The organism is Actinomycetaceae bacterium MB13-C1-2 (genome assembly GCA_035621235.1).
Taxonomy (GTDB): domain Bacteria; phylum Actinomycetota; class Actinomycetes; order Actinomycetales; family Actinomycetaceae; genus Scrofimicrobium.
Map to the genome: position 1 here is coordinate 1131085 of CP141731.1, position 16432 is coordinate 1147516.

At 56.8% G+C, this 16432-nt stretch carries 16 protein-coding genes; 10 read left to right on the forward strand and 6 right to left on the reverse strand.

Annotated elements, in window-relative coordinates; translation table 11 throughout:
• Nucleotides 1-75: 75 nt before the first annotated feature.
• The 5 genes from U6G28_05045 to U6G28_05065 all read left to right on the forward strand — a co-directional run bounded on the left by U6G28_05045 (nucleotide 76) and on the right by U6G28_05065 (nucleotide 5271).
• The gene (locus tag U6G28_05045; GenBank protein WRS31051.1) at nucleotides 76-720 is read left to right on the forward strand and encodes an NUDIX hydrolase N-terminal domain-containing protein; all 645 of its coding nucleotides are present in this window, start codon (nucleotides 76-78) and stop codon (nucleotides 718-720) included.
• A 264-nt stretch (nucleotides 721-984) separates the two neighbouring features.
• Nucleotides 985-2235: a DUF4143 domain-containing protein gene (locus tag U6G28_05050; protein WRS31052.1), complete on the forward strand. Its 1251-nt coding sequence runs from the start codon at nucleotides 985-987 to the stop codon at nucleotides 2233-2235.
• A 244-nt stretch (nucleotides 2236-2479) separates the two neighbouring features.
• Nucleotides 2480-3265 (forward strand): GNAT family N-acetyltransferase, encoded by a 786-nt coding sequence (locus U6G28_05055; GenBank protein WRS31053.1) that lies wholly within the window; start codon nucleotides 2480-2482, stop codon nucleotides 3263-3265.
• A gap of 213 nt (nucleotides 3266-3478) precedes the next feature.
• Nucleotides 3479-4027, forward strand: a complete 549-nt coding sequence (locus U6G28_05060; protein ID WRS31054.1) for a hypothetical protein — start codon at nucleotides 3479-3481, stop codon at nucleotides 4025-4027.
• Nucleotides 4028-4188: 161 nt separating this feature from the next.
• Nucleotides 4189-5271, forward strand: coding sequence for an MFS transporter (locus U6G28_05065; protein WRS31198.1), 1083 nt, complete (start codon nucleotides 4189-4191; stop codon nucleotides 5269-5271).
• A gap of 15 nt (nucleotides 5272-5286) precedes the next feature.
• On the opposite strand, the gene def is transcribed toward U6G28_05065, so the two are convergent.
• Nucleotides 5287-5859, reverse strand: coding sequence for a peptide deformylase (gene def, locus U6G28_05070; GenBank protein WRS31055.1), 573 nt, complete (start codon nucleotides 5857-5859; stop codon nucleotides 5287-5289).
• A 234-nt stretch (nucleotides 5860-6093) separates the two neighbouring features.
• Here def and U6G28_05075 point away from each other — a divergent pair, with 234 nt between their 5' ends.
• On the forward strand, nucleotides 6094-6624 hold the full coding sequence (locus U6G28_05075) for a GNAT family N-acetyltransferase (GenBank protein ID WRS31056.1): 531 nt from the start codon (nucleotides 6094-6096) through the stop codon (nucleotides 6622-6624).
• 159 nt (nucleotides 6625-6783) lie between these two features.
• The gene (locus U6G28_05080) at nucleotides 6784-7344 is read left to right on the forward strand and encodes an rRNA adenine N-6-methyltransferase family protein (GenBank protein ID WRS31057.1); all 561 of its coding nucleotides are present in this window, start codon (nucleotides 6784-6786) and stop codon (nucleotides 7342-7344) included.
• Here U6G28_05080 and U6G28_05085 read toward each other — a convergent pair.
• Complete coding sequence (locus U6G28_05085) at nucleotides 7341-7871, reverse strand: GNAT family N-acetyltransferase (GenBank protein WRS31199.1); 531 nt, start codon at nucleotides 7869-7871, stop codon at nucleotides 7341-7343. The genes U6G28_05080 and U6G28_05085 overlap by 4 nt on opposite strands.
• 268 nt (nucleotides 7872-8139) lie before the next feature.
• Here U6G28_05085 and U6G28_05090 point away from each other — a divergent pair, with 268 nt between their 5' ends.
• Nucleotides 8140-9114 (forward strand): lysylphosphatidylglycerol synthase transmembrane domain-containing protein, encoded by a 975-nt coding sequence (locus U6G28_05090; GenBank protein ID WRS31058.1) that lies wholly within the window; start codon nucleotides 8140-8142, stop codon nucleotides 9112-9114.
• Between the two features lie 259 nt (nucleotides 9115-9373).
• Here U6G28_05090 and U6G28_05095 read toward each other — a convergent pair whose 3' ends face one another.
• Nucleotides 9374-10045 carry a YoaK family protein gene (locus U6G28_05095; GenBank protein ID WRS31059.1) on the reverse strand — a complete coding sequence of 224 codons (672 nt, stop codon included), beginning with the start codon at nucleotides 10043-10045 and terminating at the stop codon, nucleotides 9374-9376.
• Nucleotides 10046-10320: 275 nt separating this feature from the next.
• On the opposite strand from U6G28_05095, the gene U6G28_05100 reads away from it, so the two are divergent.
• Nucleotides 10321-11007 (forward strand): DUF6629 family protein, encoded by a 687-nt coding sequence (locus tag U6G28_05100; protein ID WRS31060.1) that lies wholly within the window; start codon nucleotides 10321-10323, stop codon nucleotides 11005-11007.
• 28 nt (nucleotides 11008-11035) lie between these two features.
• On the opposite strand, the gene U6G28_05105 is transcribed toward U6G28_05100, so the two are convergent.
• From U6G28_05105 to U6G28_05115, 3 genes are all read right to left on the reverse strand, one after another.
• Nucleotides 11036-12067 (reverse strand): Gfo/Idh/MocA family oxidoreductase, encoded by a 1032-nt coding sequence (locus tag U6G28_05105; GenBank protein WRS31061.1) that lies wholly within the window; start codon nucleotides 12065-12067, stop codon nucleotides 11036-11038.
• A gap of 135 nt (nucleotides 12068-12202) precedes the next feature.
• The gene (locus U6G28_05110) at nucleotides 12203-12331 is read right to left on the reverse strand and encodes a hypothetical protein (GenBank protein ID WRS31062.1); all 129 of its coding nucleotides are present in this window, start codon (nucleotides 12329-12331) and stop codon (nucleotides 12203-12205) included.
• Between the two features lie 163 nt (nucleotides 12332-12494).
• Entirely contained in the window at nucleotides 12495-14516 is a 2022-nt protein-coding gene (locus U6G28_05115) for an ABC transporter ATP-binding protein (GenBank protein ID WRS31063.1), read from the reverse strand.
• A gap of 476 nt (nucleotides 14517-14992) precedes the next feature.
• Here U6G28_05115 and glnA point away from each other — a divergent pair, with 476 nt between their 5' ends.
• Nucleotides 14993-16411: a type I glutamate--ammonia ligase gene (gene glnA / locus U6G28_05120; protein ID WRS31064.1), complete on the forward strand. Its 1419-nt coding sequence runs from the start codon at nucleotides 14993-14995 to the stop codon at nucleotides 16409-16411.
• Nucleotides 16412-16432: the final 21 nt, after the last annotated feature.

A 16432-nucleotide genomic window follows, 5' to 3' on the forward strand; every position in this document is an offset into this window, starting at 1 on the left:
GCATGTTGACGGTCTGCGGTGGTGAAACGATCGCACCTGGGTTTGGGGAGTGGTGCCGTAACGTAGGCTGGCTCCATGTCTGAGCAGACCACTTTCGAGGCGTACCGCCGAATCGCTATTGAACTCGCGGCCTTGTCTGAGTCTGGCCTGGCGTGCTGCACGGACCCCTTCGACATTGGGCGGTTTCATCGCGTCGGTGCACTCTCGCGCGAACTGATGCAACACCTCGCAGGGGAACCCCTGGACGAGTATGACGCCCAGATCGCTTCTGTTGCGGGCTATACGACGCCGAAGATCGACGTGCGCGGAGGTGTCTTCGACCAGGAGGGCCACGTTCTGCTCGTTCGCGAGATCGCAGACTGTGACAGGTGGACGCTGCCCGGGGGCTGGTGCGACGTGCTCGAGACACCAAGGCAAGCCATCGAACGCGAGGTTGAGGAAGAGGCTGGCTTTGCCGTGCACGCCGTTCCCCTGGCTGCGGTGATCGATCGCGAGCAGTGGCCTCACTCGCCCGCCTACGACCGCCATATCTACAATCTCTTGTTCGTATGCCAAGCCCAAGGCGTTATCGACTTGTCGTTCACTGGCGATGAGACCAGCCAGGTCGGCTGGTTCTCCATCGATGATCTTCCGCCGCTATCAATCGCACGAGTCCTCCCTGAGCAGATCGCCCTTCTCCATCAACACTGGCAGAAGCTCGGTCCCGCCTTCGTTGACTAGTGCAGCTTGGCCTTGACTGTTGGAGTAGGTCGCGTGGAGTTGGGCGGTATCTCGGTCGATAATGCCTAACGCTGACGGAAACCGGTCAAGTTATGGTTCGCACTCTAGTGTTTTGCCTGCTGGTTCCGTTGTCGCACTGCGATTTCCACATGAATCGGACGGGTGAGGATGGCTCCAAGAGGTAGCGTAGTCAGTGCGCGAACGGTAGTGCAATAACTGCGTAAATAGTAGTGTAATAGCCGCGCAAACGGTAGCGTATATCGCATGACGTACCAGCCTCGAAGCATAGACCGGGAACTCGACGATCTCCTCCCGTACGCGCCTGCGGTTGCGATTGACGGCCCCAAAGGTGTCGGGAAGACCGAAACGGCCTCACGCAGAGTCGCGTCGGTCTGGCGGATGGATGATCCGTTTCAACGTGAACAGATTCGCGCTGACTTCGCCCTCACCACGCTTCCCCAGGGCCCGGTTCTCCTTGACGAGTGGCAGAAGCTTCCCCAGGTTTGGGATTCGGTGCGTCGTCAGGTAGACGAAGGTGCGGCGCCCGGGCGGTTTCTGTTGACTGGTTCGGCAACGCCGGTCGATGCGTCTGGGACCCACAGCGGCGCGGCACGCATACTTTCACTGCGGATGCGCCCCATGGGCCTTCATGAGCGCGGAGTGGTGGAGCCATCGGTTTCGCTTGGGCGGATGCTTGCGGGAGACGTGCCGCCGATCTCAGGGACCTCCAACTTTGTGCTGAGCGACTATGCAGACGCCATCACGGCAAGCGGTTTTCCGGCTATCGTGGGTGCTCCGAAGCGACTGCAACGGGATTTCTTGGATTCCTATCTATTGCGAGTGATCGACCGAGATCTGCCCGAGCAAGGGTATGCAGTGCGCCGCCGTGAGACCCTGACGCGGTGGTTGCGTGCCTACGCGGCTTCCTCATCATCGACGACGGCCTATTCCAGGCTCCTCGATCTCACCAATGCGGGGGATGGCGCACAACCCGCGAAGACGACGACCATCGCATACCGCGACCATCTCAGCCAAATCTGGCTTCTTGACCCGGTTCCGGGCTGGCTCCCGATCCACAGTGCATTCACGCAGGCACGCCAAGCCCCTAAGCACCAGCTGGCGGATCCTGCCCTCGCGGCGCGCCTCCTGGGGCTGACGGGGGAGAGCCTGCTCCGGCCAGACGGCACCCACATGCTCGGCCCGCTCTTTGAGTCAATCGTGACACTTGGCGTCCGATCCATGGCGCAGGCGAATGAGGGAAAGGTTGCGCATCTACGAACTGACTCAGGTCGGCAGGAGGTCGACCTGATTGTTGAGGGCCACGAGGGACAAGTGGTGGGATTAGAAGTGGAGCTGAATCCGGCTGTGACCGACCGTGAGGTTCGACATCTGCTGTGGCTGCGGAACCAGATTCCAGATCGCGTCGTTGACCTAGCGGTGATCACAACGGGTCCCGCAGCCTATCGCAGACCTGACGGCGTGGCGGTAATTCCGCTGGCGCTGCTGGGTGCCTAGAACCGCGGGCTACAGTCCAGCGTCGGTCCCTCGGCCACGGGTGACAAAACGCAATTTTCCTGTGAGGCCCTTCTGTGACGCAACGTGGTGGAGTTCCGCTTCGACGTCCAGAAAACACCAAAGATAGCTGATGACGCGCTAAAGAAGTATGGCGGTCGTATATGACAGAACGCGCATGTGCCCGTCTGCGATCTGCTTTCGGCCCCGGTCTTGGGTCTGAGCGGAATTGGGTAGTGTGACCAGAATGGACGCAACTGCACTGCTAAGTACCTATGACGAGCAACTCCGTACTGATGCCGAGACTCCGAGCGCTATTTCGGTGACTTCTCTCGGAGTTCTGCGGCTCGTGGAGTTCGCAGGTGGCCGCGGATTCGTGACCTATCGAGACCTTGGTGGCTCTGATGCCGAGCGCATTTGGCAACTCGTGGATGCAGCGCGGGCGTTCTTTGAGGCGAGTCCGGCGATTACCAGCGTTGAGTGGAAAACACGCGGGCACGATCATGCGCCCGGTCTTCATGACGCGCTTGTTACACATGGTTTTGTGCCTGAAGAATCCGAGTCAATCATGCTTGGGGAGGCATCATCACTCGTAGCCGACGTGCCTTTGCCAGACGGCGTCACGTTGCGGAGGATACGTGACGAACCCGATGTACGCTCCATGTGTGTGATGCAGGATCGTGTGTTTGGGGAGGAGGCATCCTACAGTCACGCCGATGCGATCCTGTCTAGACTCGGGCGCAATGACGGTATGGAACTGTGGATCGCAGAAGCCGCGGGTCAAATTGTCAGTGCCGGGCGACTTGAGCCGGTTGTCGGTACGGACTTTGCGGGAATCTGGGGCGGAGCAACTGTGAAGGAGTGGCGGGGAAAAGGGATCTACCGCGCTCTGACGTCAGCCCGAGCGCGCTCGGCGCTGGCACTCGGGAAAACACTTATTCACAGTGACTCGACGGAGTTCTCGCGCCCGATTCTTGAGCGTTCGGGACTCATCAAGGTTTCGACGACGACACCATACATCTGGAGACGTTGACGATTGAGTGATGATCGGTTGACGCACTCCACGGGTACCGCGATAGTGCTTTCGTCCGCAAAGGCTGCTCTAGAGCGCCACCCGGCAGAGTTCTACTCCAGCGTGTACCGAGCAATAATCTATCTAGAGTTGATGGTTCGAACGGCGCGTAGTCGGTTAGTTTGCGGAGTGAAGATCTGTAACTCGGCATAGACGGTCAGGTGAGGAGAGACGATGCAGTCCAGGGTGTTCCACATGTGCGTTCCGCTTGCCGAGGGAACGGATCGGTTGTTTCCCTTGGAGGACCTCGCAACCCTGGCGCCAAACGTCTATGAGGCGGCCGCCGCGAAGTACAAGGATTACTCCAAACGCAAGGCACTGCGTGATACGGCGATGCCTGGACTCGACAAGAAGTGGTCCCAAGTTGTGTTCCTTACCCCAGTTGATCCTCGGGCAATCTGGAGGCGCTGGCTTGACCGAACCGGTGAGAAGTTGCCGCCTGTGAAGTTCTGGGCGATCGACCCCAAGGGCATTGACGAACGGAGCGTCCTCCTTGAACGGACAGTCTCGTGCAAGGGGGCCCCTATTGATCCCCGCGAAGTTACTCGATTCAACCGAGAGTCATTCGAGACCGTCGTTAAGCTACCCGCGGCTAGCGAAGAGTGGCTTGATGCGCTGGCGAACTCCGGTCGAAAGGGAGCATGGTTCAACGGTCAGCCACATGTGCTTGTGCCAGCTCCGGTTTCCCTTGAAGGAGCCGAAGTCATCGACTGGAGTGAATGACGAACGACGAGGTGGAAGCTCATCCGGTCGCGTCTACGGGTTCTAGTGTTGTCGATGAATTAAGGGCGTTCGCGCGTCCGATCCTTACCTCCCGAGTCTTGCTAGTGTGTCCCGACTCTCCCTTACGAGAGATTTTTCAGAGAGCAAAACTCACCTTTGCAATGAGCAGTCCGCAACCGCGTGATCATAAGTCCAGTTGCAGTCTTCCGCTCTACTTCCAACGGTCGTTCGGGATGAGTGCGCTCGCAGCCGGTGCGCTGTTGCTAGTTCCCATTCTTGTCAACGCTGCGACAGCGATCATGGGTGGGAAAGTCATGGATAGTAGGGGACCATGGCCGCTACTGGTTATTGGTTTCGCCGTCATTGTTGTTGGTCAAGTAGCAATCTATGCTGTTGCTCCTCAACTAAGTTGGCTGGGCGTGCTGGGCGCTGCGATTCTGTCCTTCGGTGGTCTTGGCTTGGTGCTGTCCCCGTCGCAGACAGCGGGACTATCGACGCTATCTAGACCAGATCACTCCCACGGTGTCGCGCTTCTCAACACGTTCATACAGGTCGCAGCAGCAATCGGACCATCGCTGCTAATCGGGATTCTCTCTTCTGTTGCTGGGACGCGCGAGAACGAGGGGGTGTCAGCCAACCAAGCAAATGCTGATGGCTTTGCGCAGGCGATTCTGGTTGCGGCAGCCATCGCGTTGGTGGGGACTGTGGTTGCCCTTTTCTACTCTCGCATGCTCGCTTCTTCACGTAAATCGGTTGGTGACGCGGAGGGGCCAACCGTCGCTTCCCTCATGCGGACCGAGGTGTTTTCGGTTGCTGAGACGGCAACTGTTGAAGAAGTCTTGGCACAGTTTGTTTCCAAACGAACGGGAGGGCTACCGGTTATCGATGAGCGCGGTGGTGTATGCGGCTACATAACCGATGGCGACGTCTTGCGTGCGGTTGCGGGACCATCAGAGTCCGCGATTGACCTTGCCTTTGGCTCGAACATATATCGGCAGGATCCGGTAATGCGTGACCGGGTCGCAGAGGTCATGCATTTGGGTGTCATGGAGCTTGCGTCCAAGACTGTGGTTACCGCAGAGATTGACGCGTCACTGGCGGACGTTGCGACAATGCTCGGCGCCAAACCCATCAACAAGGTGCCGGTAATTTCGGGGGGCTCAATGGTCGGTGTGCTTACGCGTGGTGACCTGGTCCGCAGTATCTTCGGATCATTTATTGTCGACCAACCGGAACGTGCCTGACATCAGACACCACGGTCAGTCCTCAAGGTTGTCCCGTCCCGGGAGCCAGCTTTGATCGGGAGTGTTCCAGCCTCGTTTCTTCATCGTCTTGAAGGCTTGCTTGTGTTGTTTCGCGTCTAAGCGGTCAACGTAGATTACGCCGCCTAGGTGGTCGTACTCGTGCTGGAAGATGCGGGCAAGCCACCCCTCGGCCTCGATTTCGAAGACTTCACCATTGATGTCTCGCGCTACCAGAAGAACTCTTTCGCTCCGGCGCAGCGCGAAGCGCTCACCCGGGACTGAAAGGCACCCCTCTTCCTCATCCTCCTCGGCCGGGAGCAGAGAGTCGGGAACGGTCGGCTCTATCCAAAGGACCGGATCGATGGCGACTCCACGGTGCTCATTTCCATCCTCGTCCGTCCAGGAGTAGGTGAAGAGGGCTTTCCCGACGCCCACCTGTGGGCCGGCTAGGCCGACGCCAGGGGCGGCATCCATGGTCTGATACATGTCGCCAACGAGGGTGCGGATCTCTTCAGAGATCTCTCCGACGGGCTCGACCGGGTTGTGAAGAACGGGATCGCCGTAGATACGAATGGGAAGAATAGTCATAGGAGCAGGTTAGTCTCCGTTTGCGCAGTGAGGGTGCGGAGGGGGTCCACTTGGTTTGGCTAGGGTGCGTCTCCTGAATATGTGCTCAGGCGAGGATGCCCGGGAAATTCGTGGTTGCAAGGCGGAAGAGGAGGCTTTGCTGGTGGCAAAGCCGACGATGACAACGTAGCAAGCGTGGATTTCCCGGTCACCACAGTGGGCAGAGATTCAGGAGCCACGCCCTAGCATGGGGATGTGCCTGCTTCGAGCCTTCTTTTGCGCCCGCCGTCCCGGTCTGATGAGCGTGAGGTTATGGCTGCTCAGAGTGAGTTGTCGGAAGAGGGCTTTGATTTCATGCTTGCCGAGGAAGACCAGACCTGGACGGAATACTTGAGTTACCTCGACCGATGTTCCCAAGGAGTGGGGCTAGCTCCCGGCCGAGTTCCCGCGACCATGCTCCTTGCAGTTGTCGATGGAGAGGTGGTCGGCCGAGTTCACATTCGTCACGAGCTCTCGCTGGGACTACGGGCGAGCGGCGGGCATATAGGGTACGGGGTTCGGCCACAGTTCCGTCGACGCGGGTACGCAACTAAAATGCTCGACCAAGGTCTTGAGTTCCTTGGCGACCTAGGCGTAGAGCGAGTACTGGTGACTTGTGACGATAACAATGTCGCCTCTATTCGCACCATCGAGCGCGGCGGTGGGATCCTTGAAGACAAAATCGAGTTCGCCGAGGGTGCTGTAACACGCCGTTACTGGATTGATGGCCGCCGGGGTCGCCTTTAGGGTCTCTCATATTGGCAATGTCTCTGGTGGCCCCGGTCGGGCTCTGTCGAATCCCGCGTGAGACGATCGCCATCCCAAGTCTCTCGCAGAGGCTGATGTTGTTTGTTTCGTTCACTGTAGGGGGTTGATTGGTGTTGTTCCATTGGTCAGCATTGAGGCATGAGCCAAAGGCTTAGGGAAGCGTTCAAGGCCGCGCCGCGTGAGAGGTTTCTGCCGGGTGACCAGAAATCGTCGGCGTCTCTCGACATTCCCCTGCCTATTGGATTCGGGGTGACGTGCTCTCAGCCAACGACGGTGGCGAACATGCTCTCTCTGCTGGAAGTTCAACCGGGACAAGATGTGCTGGATGTCGGTTCAGGTTCAGGATGGACGACGGCACTGCTCGCACATCTGGTCGGGGAAGAGGGAAGTGTCACCGGGGTTGAACGAATCTCCGAGCTTGTCGCTAGATCCTCGCGTGCGTTATCTGACGTTCCGAACGCGACGATTGAACAGGCTACAGACGGCATCTTTGGTTGGCCTCAAAATTCACCGTACGACCGGATCCTCGTGTCGGCAATGGCAGATGCGGTGCCGACGGATCTGGTGGACCAGCTGACTCTCGATGGGGTAATGGTTGTTCCCGTTTCCGGGCTGATGTGCAAGGTGGTGAAGTCAGTTGATGGAAGCTCAGAGGTTTCGACGCACGGCTGGTACTCGTTCGTGCCGTTGATTCCCTAGCAGGGCTCAATACGGCGGATCATTCGGTGCATTGTCACGTTTCCCCACGATTCGTTAGTCGGGAAAATTCTAGGTTCGTCGCCAAAACCGCGGCTTCTATAGAACTGCTGTGCCCGCGTGTTGCCATCGACGACCCACAGGTAGAGGTCGCGCCCATCATCCACTTCGGCGAGGAGCTTGGTCCCGAGACCTTGGCCTCTCACCTCAGGATGGAGGTAAAGACGATCAAGACATCTTGCTGTAGGAGCGGGGAAAAATCCTGCCCCAATCTCCCACTCGCACGGCGCGTCCTCGACTGCCGCGACTCCTACGACCTTTCCTTCCCGTCGAACGATCAGACGTCTGGCCGTGCCGGGTTCGGCAAAACTCTCAATGAGTTCGGCGACCCAGTCATCTCTATACTCACGCTGTACATCGGCGAAGTCTGAGCGAACAATACCCCGGTAGGTTTGGGCTTGCTGTGCAACGACAAAATCAAACCACTCTGGGGCATCTTCGGGAACTGGGACATCGATACTCAAAGCCATCACGTTGGCATTTTAGTCCGGGGAGGCGACGGCGAGGTGTCGGGCGAACGCAATCAAACACTCTGAGTTCTGGGTGTGTTTCCGATTTTTGCGCTCTTGCGGGTCCCACGTCTGCCGGGGGGTAGGAAACGGCCGGAGGAGGGGGAAACTGGGCTCTCCGCCTGTTCCGGTGGGTGTCTGCTGTTATGTCGCCGGTAAGCTTCGCGTTAGGGTTCCCAGTTCGCCGGGTCCCGAGTACGACGGGACGGTCCCACAGGAACGGTGTGAGATGACGGAAACGGCCAAGCCTCAATCGGTCTGGCAGAAGCTTGCCGCGATAGCCAAGACAAAGGCTTTTCAGTTCACCGTTGGTGGAGTTCTGGTCATCTTGGTGCTATTCCTGTTGTCTCGGGAGGTGCACCCCGAAGAAATACTGAAGGCACTACGCCAAGCAAACGTCTGGTGGGTGGTCGCCGCCTTTGCTATTGGCATCACATCATGGTTCGGTGCTGCGATGCCACTCAAGATGCTGCCCAGCATCAAGGTTCCCTATCGCGAAGCCCTATTGGTCCAAATATCGGCTTCGTTTGTGAACGTCGCGGTCCCCGGAGGTCTTGGCACGGCTTCGCTTGATCTCGACTACCTAAAACGAAGAGGGCTTCGAACCTCGCGTTCCGTCGCGGTTGTTGCGCTGGTGGAATTGGCGCAAGCTGCCGCGACGGTTCTGCTGTTTGGGATTGTTTTGCTCTTTGATCACGACTTTCCAAAGATGAATTTTCCTCTCAAAGAGGTTCTGATCGGCGTCGGTATTGTGGTGGTCGTTCTCTGCGCGACGCTAGCGATACCGCAGGTACGAAACCTCGTCATCACAAAGACGAAGGAGTTTTGGGACAAGGTAAAACCAGAGTTTCATCGCCTCAAAGAAGACCCGATGGCAGGTCTCTGGGCGATGCTTGGTCTGCTTCTTGAGACCGCTGCACATGGGGTTGCGCTGGTCTTCTGCGTTTTCGCCGTAGGTCACTCAATCTCGGTTGCCGAAGGAATTATGGTCTACCTGATCGGCACCATAATCGGCTCCGCAATTCCTGTTCCGGGTGGCATCGGATCAACCCTCGCTGCGATGGTCACGGCTCTTCACTTCATTGGACTCACTACGAGCATTGCCACCGTTGCGGTCGTCCTGTTCCGTTTCGCGACCTTCTATCTGCTGGTCCCGCTTGGGGGAATTGCATTTGCGTACATGCAACGAAAGAAGCTTCTCTAGGCGATTTCTCGTCCCCTATTTCCGTGGAAGCAAGGTGAGTGGGTTGATGATCTCGTCCCGCTTCAGACCATCCACCGTATTTCCGTGGAAGCAAGGTGAGTTGGCGGGGAACGACCAGAGGCTGGACAGGCATGGTGGTCGTATCTTCGGGTGTCGAAGCAACGTTGACTGTCCGCACGCGATTTCGTAGGTCGATTAGTGTTCCCCGTTGCGTCGGGTTAGTCTGCCGATCGATGTGCGCGTCGTTTCGTCGGCCGCTTTACGCCGTTGCATCGGGGTTGCTTCTGTCCCGTATTGCGGCAATAAGTAGCCCAAACGTGATCGCTATGGCACCGACGATGGAGAGGCCGTTCCACAGTTTGTCCAACCCGAATCCGATCGCGCCACCGCCTGCAAAACCGAGTATGACGAGGAAATAGATTCCCGCGTTGCGCAGATTTGATGCGCCATTTGCGTCTTTCTTTGAGAAGAACGACTGCATCAGATAGTTAAATGCCAACTGAAGTGCAAGGGTGACTGCAACGTTACCGTAGGACATGCCCTTTACTTTATGGAAACCATTTCCCTGCATACCCGCGGCAAACGAAATGATCCAGGCAATATGCTCGGGCCGAAGTGCTCCGGTCATGACCATGGTCAGGGCGAGGAACATTACTGCGATCAATGCGACCTGAAGAAACGGTGTGTACCTAACACTCTTACGCATTGCCACGGCGATGATCGCCCCTGCGAAGAATGATCCCAACCCGAAAGCGATGACAGCGCCGGTGGCGAACAAAAGCTTTGACCAGTCACCCGCAACCAGTTGGTATCCCATCTGAATAACGTTGCCCGATTGAACGGTAGCGAACGTCTGGGCATTGGCGAATGCCCATGCATTTAGTAGTCCGGCACCCACAGCGAGTACGGAGGCGATTCCCGGTTGTTCCATCAGGGGAAAGCTCGATGGGTGCATAGACGCAGCGGTCACCCTCGATAGGGAGGTGCTCTGCCCTAACCCAGGCCTAAGCTGTGCGGAATTGGTGTCATGAGACATGCAAGCTCCTAGGATCCTATTCGTCAAACCCTGTGTGTAGCGACCAGTCAGGGACAGGCTCAGGTCCATGGTAGTCATCAGGTGGCATTGGGGACTTCCGGGGTGAAGAACAGGGGTGAAGTCGTTGGAATTCGGCCCTTTGTGACGTCGAAACCAGCCATAATCACGCCATGTGTTTTAGTGCAACCGCAAGTTTCATCGGTGCCGGCGTGGTCGGCGCTGCAGGCATAGGAACCCTGGCGATGGTCAGGCGCCCTCGAGAGATTGCCTTCGCCTCTGTACCTCTGATTTTCGCCGTCCACCAGGCATTGGAAGGACTGACCTGGGTTGCGCTCAATAACAATCCGTCGGGCCAACTGACCGGGTGCGGGGTCCACGGTTGGGTGTTTATCGCGTGGGCATTCCTACCCGCGTTTATCCCCTGGGCCGTGTGGCTTATGGAACCTGACCCCGTTAGAAGGAAGTGGATGTGGATTCCGATGGTTGTTGGGTGGGCAACCGGAGCTTTCATGATGATCCAGGTGTTTCGTCCGGACATATACGTTCAGATAGTCGGAAACAATCTCGACTACCACATGGGACCCGGTGGTTCGGTATGGGTGCTACCGCCATATATCTTCGCGACGTGCGTGGCTCCCATGATGAGTTCGTATGTCTATACCATCGCTATGGGTGCGGCTAACGTTGTCGCTCTCACTGCTGCGGCGATCATGCGGGCTGCTGACTTCTCCTCGCTTTGGTGCACTTTTGCGGCGTTCATCAGCATCATCATCTTTATTCACTTCCTGGACGCACGGCTCACCGGTAAAGAGCGAAGAGTCAAACCCTGGAAAGAGCGCGAAAGATCAACCACTTAGCCCAAGTGGTTGGCGAAGGCGGCCGCGCCTAAAGGACTGGGAAATCGGTGTTGCCTCTGTTGTTAGGGTCTATGGAGGCAACCGGGCCATGGGTCAGATGTTGATCCATGATTTTCCTGGTTGAGAGTGTTACTTCACGCCAGTGAGGATCCGTCTCGCCCGCCATTACCTGATCGGCGAACTTCTCTAGTTCGAAGGTCATCGTTTCTTTCGGAGTAACCGGAGAAGATTCGTAGAGTACTTCCGGCTCCCCTCCCCGCAGGCGTCGGACTACCCGTGATGTCTCTGCGATGTCATTGATTTCGAGTGAGCCGTCCTCGCCAACAATCACGGAGGCCCCTGCCCCCTGCGCAATCTTTGAGTAGGCAATATCCGCGACCATTCCCGGATATGTGAGCTGAAGGGATCCGACTGCTTCAAATCCGTTGTTAAGCAGGACAGCCGAGCCATTGACGGATTCGGGCGTTCCGAGAAGATCCATGGCCGGTTCAAGACAATAGACGCCCAAGTCGATGAGCGACGAGTTTCCCATGGAAGGCTCGAACGCGTTGACATGCTCGCCGCTTAGGAACCTTTGATATCTGGACGAGTACTGTAGCTTCTCAAAGTGTGCATATCGCAGCTCACTGAGTGAGGGGATCGCGGCCTGGATCATCCGATACGCGGGCGTGTATAGACTTCGGGTCGCCTCCATAGCCACGACGCCATTTTCCTCTGCGGCCTGAAAGAGTGCCGCTGTCTGGTCCAGACTTGAGGTCATCGTCTTTTCGACTAAGACATGTCGACCTGCTTGAACGGCCGCTAGCGCCTGGCCGAAATGTGCAGTAGTTGGGCTCGCGACGTAAACCGCATCCACTTCGGAGACCATCGACTGGTAGTTGTCGAACGTGAGTGTGAGTCCGTTCCTGTCTCCAAACTCCTGTGCGCGTTCAATACTTCGTGAGTAGATCGCCAGGGGAGTCACTCGTCCGGAGGTTCGTCGCGCAGCGTCAACGAACCAGTCGCTAATGAAGTTGGTGCCAACAATCCCAACCCGCAGCGTTTGCTCTTTGTGTTTCATTGCGATGCCTACTTCTTCGTGGTTGCCAGCTACTTGACGATATTCTCTCGCACTACTGGGAGGAGGTAACCTCCTCATCCTCAAATAGGCACAGACATGATTCGTGCCTTGGGGAACCGAGGTGTTTCTTGGGTGTCATTCCCAGGCGAGGACGGGTATAGCCCCGGCCACGACCTGCTTGAGAAAGTCCTCGAAGTCATCCCCCCAAAGCGAGGACAGGTGTAGCGCTGTCGCAACCAGCCATCCGTTCGGCCCTGCGTTCATCCCCAAGCGAGGACAGGCATAGCCCGCGCCTTGCCACCAGTAAAGCTTCCTCTTCCGCCTTGCAACCACGAATTTCCCGGGTATCGATCGCCCGAGCGCAGATTTAGGAGACGCACCCTAGTCAGCTCCTTGCTTGTCTAGGCGAGCAAATGAATAAGGTCGGCTAGTCCAAGCTGAAGTTGTGAGAGTCCCAGTCGCGGTCTTCCTCCGATATCCGCCCGGCGAGCAGTCGAACAACCTCTCCCGCTATCGACCCTACCGGCGCCTTGTCCGCCCGGCGGTTTGCAAGGGGCGCAGGTTGTGTCTCAAGCCCTTCGATATACGCCGCTGCCATCTGTTGCGCCGCGAGTTCGGTGTAGAGGCCGCCCTGAGCCAGTAGCTCCTGGTGGGTTCCAGATTCTACGATCTTCCCTGCCTCAAGTACGTGAATGGTGTCTGCGCCAATCACGGTTGAGAGGCGATGAGCGATGGAGATAACGGTTCGCCCCTTGGATGCCTGATCTAGAGCCTGCTGGACCACGCGCTCGGAGACAGTGTCGAGTGCCGAGGTCGCCTCATCGAGTAGCAGGACTGGTGGGTCTTTGAGTAACACTCTAGCGATGGCAATCCGCTGTTTCTCTCCACCTGAAAGGCGGTATCCGCGCTCACCGACGATGGTGTCGTATCCGTCTTCGAATCCCTCGATAATGTGGTGAATGTTCGCGGCTATGCAGGCGGCGACTATTTCCTCGTCGGTTGCCTCTGGTTTCGCGTACAACAAGTTGTCGCGAATACTTGCGTGGAACAAATAGGTCTCTTGAGACACGATCCCGACACTGTCGATGATGGATTCGCCAGTTAGATTGCGAACGTCCTCCCCGGAGAAGAGGACACTGCCGGCGCTTGCCTCGTACAATCGCGGCGTCAAGTAAAGAACAGTTGTCTTCCCCGCGCCAGACGGACCCACGAACGCAACATGATTCCCAGGTTTTGCAACGAAGCTGACTCCCTTTAGCGTCGCCGGTGAATCTGTTGGTGCGTCGGGGTAACGGAACACAACGTTACTGAACTCGATCTGACCGCGCGGTCCGCTCGCCTCCGAAACAGGAATTGCTCCGGGGCCATCTTGGATTGCGGGAACCATATCGAGGTACTCGAAGATCCGTGCAAATAGTGCCTTGGAGGTTTGAAGGTCCAATGAGACCCGCATCAGGCCCATTAGTGGGTTGAGAAGACGTGCTTGGACCGTGGTGAAAGCGACGATGGTGCCCGCAGTTATCGCATCGACTCCGCCGGTGATCAGGTATCCCGAGACTATGTAGATGACCACCGGAACCGAGGACATCAGCACCTGGACGACGGCGAAGAAACCTTGACCGCTCATTGCTCGGCGCACCTGGAGCATGACTTGGTTGTCATTTTCTGCGCGGTAACGCTGAGATTCAGCACCCTGACGATTGAACGACTTGGAAAGGAGCATGCCCGAGACGCTCAGAGTTTCCTGGGTTATGGTCGTCAGTTCCGAGAGCGATTCCTGGGTTTGTCCGGCAATCCGTGCACGAAGCTGACCTACGCGCCGCTGAACGAAGATCAAGAAAGGCATTAAGACTATCGCCACCAGCGTCAGACGCCAGTCGATCAGGATCATGGCGACCAGGGAAGCGATTACGGTGACGACATTTCCAAGGATGCTGGTCAGAGTGTTGGTCAGCACTCCCGAAACACCTCCGACGTCGTTCTGTAACCGAGACTGGATCACTCCTGTCTTTGTTCTGGTGAAGAACGCCAGATCCATTCGCTGCAGGTGCTCAAAGAGTTTCGCCCTCAGGTCGCCGGTTACCGAGTTGCCCACGGTTGAGGTCAGCCATGTCTGGACCACGTTCAAGCCTGCCGAGAGAAGATAGAGGGCAACCATAGCCGTCGAAAGTTGCCAGAGTAACGAAATGTCGACGTGGCCCCCGTCAGAGGGGAACAGTGCTCGGTCAAAGATTCGTTGTACCAAGAGCGGAGGAACTACGGCTACCGCAGCGCTGACCATAACGAGGATGCCCGTTGCGACGAGCTTCCATCTGTACGGAGAAAATAAAGCAACCACGCGTCGGCCTAGATTAGGTATCAAAGGAGCTTCTGCGTTCGCTTTTCGTTGCGCCGCCTCGTCCACGCCCCTCAGACCGCTACGGCCGCCGCCCACACTCCCAAAACTCATGCCGTTAGGGTATAACGTTCGTCATAATCTGCATGCCAGGGGAGAGGCTGAGAGAGGCCATAGAGCAGAGAAAATGTGACGGAGCGCATGACTGGGACCGCTTCACCATGTGGGATTTGGCAGTTCGGTGGCGCGGAGCGGCTTCTGGAGCGGGAACTACACTCATTCAAGACTTCGTCTAGTAAATGCAAAGAAAACGTTGAGACCGTTTGAAAACGGCCTAGTTTCAACGAAATTGAGGAATTGCCCTGAATCTAAAGAGTAAGTAAAAAATCTGCAAGGAAACGGCATTGATTGTCTGCTGACTGGTATCTATTATGCAGAGAAAACTGCTGTCTCGACTCAGTGGATCATGATCCAGAGCAAGCTACTTGGGACCGCCATTCTCCCCTAGGCTTGCATTTGTCAGTGGTTTACCTCGACTTGACCTACAGGCTCAAGACCGTTGGAAACTCTGCGATAGCGAAAGGACCACCATGTTTGGCACCACGGAAGAGATTGTCGAGTTTATAGACAAAGAAGAGGTGGAGTTCGTTGACTTCCGCTTCTGTGATCTGTTCGGAGTGCAGCAGCACTTCAATGTCCCCGCTGACACATTTGCTGACGCGGTTAATGCGCTCGCATTCGACGGTTCATCGCTTCGGGGATTCAAGGCGATTCACGAGTCAGACATGAAGCTTGAGGCGGACCCAAGCACCGCCTACTTGGATCCCTTCCGAGAAGCTAAGACGCTGGTTGTCGTCTGCTCGATCGTTGATCCGACTACGGGTGAGGCGTACTCTCGCGATCCTCGCCAGGTGGCCGCAAAGGCTGTTCAGTACCTAAAGGACTCGGGCATCGCTGATACCTGTTATGTCGGAGCTGAAGCCGAATTCTTCGTTTTTGACTCCATCCGTTTTAACACCGAGCCGGATGAGACCTTCTACAAGATTCAGTCGGTCGAAGGTCCCTGGCAACAGGGGAAGGAAGAAGAGGGCGGAAACCTCGGCAACAAGCTAACAATCAAGGGCGGGTACTTCCCGGTGTCCCCCGCCGACCAGTTCGGCGACCTGCGTGATCGGATGTCCACTCTGCTACGCGAGGTGGGGCTAGAAGTCGAACGCGCTCACCACGAGGTAGCAGCGGCCGGGCAGCAGGAGATCAACTACAAGTACGCGGACCTTTCAACCGCGGCTGATAACCTGCTCAAGTTCAAGTACGTCATCAAGAACACTGCCCGTTCAGTCGGAAAGACTGCAACCTTCATGCCCAAGCCAATCTTTGGGGACAACGGCTCGGGGATGCACACAAATCTTTCGCTTTGGAAAGACGGCACCAACCTCTTCTACGATCCTGAGGGCTACGCCGACCTCTCCGATACCGCCCGTTGGTTCATCGGTGGTCTGTTGAAGCATGCTCCTTCGTTGGTTGTCTTCACGAACCCGACCGTCAACTCCTACCGTCGCCTGGTTCCGGGTTTTGAAGCACCTGTGACGCTTGTGTATTCAGAGCGCAACCGTTCCGCGGCGGTCCGCATCCCGCTGACTGGTGACAACCCTAAGGCCAAGCGTGTTGAGTTCAGGGTTCCTGATGCCTCGGCCAACCCCTACCTAGCTTTCGCTGCGTGCCTCATGGCAGGCATCGATGGAATCAAGAACAAAATTGAGCCGCATGAGCCGGTCGAAAAGGACATGTTTGACCTGTCAAAGGAAGAACTTGAGGGGATCAAGTTTGTCCCTGCCTCTTTGGCGAGGGCCTTGGATGCGCTGGTCCTTGATCATGACTTCCTAACTGCTGGCGGTGTTTTCCCAGAAGATTTGCTTGAGACTTGGGCAGAGATCAAATATGAGCAGGAGGTGCAAGAAGTGCGCGCCTTCCCCCACCCCCTTGAGTACCAGTTGTACTACGGAGTCTGATCCGTCTAAAAGGCAGACAAA

Bases quoted from the DNA above. Each gene is read 5' to 3' on its own strand.
- U6G28_05045 (WRS31051.1), top strand. From the start codon at position 76: ATGTCTGAGCAGACCACTTTCGAGGCGTACCGCCGAATCGCTATTGAA.
- U6G28_05050 (WRS31052.1), top strand. From the start codon at position 985: ATGACGTACCAGCCTCGAAGCATAGACCGGGAACTCGACGATCTCCTC.
- U6G28_05055 (WRS31053.1), top strand. From the start codon at position 2,480: ATGGACGCAACTGCACTGCTAAGTACCTATGACGAGCAACTCCGTACT.
- U6G28_05060 (WRS31054.1), top strand. From the start codon at position 3,479: ATGCAGTCCAGGGTGTTCCACATGTGCGTTCCGCTTGCCGAGGGAACG.
- U6G28_05065 (WRS31198.1), top strand. From the start codon at position 4,189: ATGAGCAGTCCGCAACCGCGTGATCATAAGTCCAGTTGCAGTCTTCCG.
- def (WRS31055.1), bottom strand. From the start codon at position 5,859: ATGACTATTCTTCCCATTCGTATCTACGGCGATCCCGTTCTTCACAAC.
- U6G28_05080 (WRS31057.1), top strand. From the start codon at position 6,784: ATGAGCCAAAGGCTTAGGGAAGCGTTCAAGGCCGCGCCGCGTGAGAGG.
- U6G28_05085 (WRS31199.1), bottom strand. From the start codon at position 7,871: ATGGCTTTGAGTATCGATGTCCCAGTTCCCGAAGATGCCCCAGAGTGG.
- U6G28_05090 (WRS31058.1), top strand. From the start codon at position 8,140: ATGACGGAAACGGCCAAGCCTCAATCGGTCTGGCAGAAGCTTGCCGCG.
- U6G28_05095 (WRS31059.1), bottom strand. From the start codon at position 10,045: ATGGAACAACCGGGAATCGCCTCCGTACTCGCTGTGGGTGCCGGACTA.
- U6G28_05100 (WRS31060.1), top strand. From the start codon at position 10,321: ATGTGTTTTAGTGCAACCGCAAGTTTCATCGGTGCCGGCGTGGTCGGC.
- U6G28_05105 (WRS31061.1), bottom strand. From the start codon at position 12,067: ATGAAACACAAAGAGCAAACGCTGCGGGTTGGGATTGTTGGCACCAAC.
- U6G28_05110 (WRS31062.1), bottom strand. From the start codon at position 12,331: ATGAACGCAGGGCCGAACGGATGGCTGGTTGCGACAGCGCTACACCTG.
- U6G28_05115 (WRS31063.1), bottom strand. From the start codon at position 14,516: ATGAGTTTTGGGAGTGTGGGCGGCGGCCGTAGCGGTCTGAGGGGCGTG.
- glnA (WRS31064.1), top strand. From the start codon at position 14,993: ATGTTTGGCACCACGGAAGAGATTGTCGAGTTTATAGACAAAGAAGAG.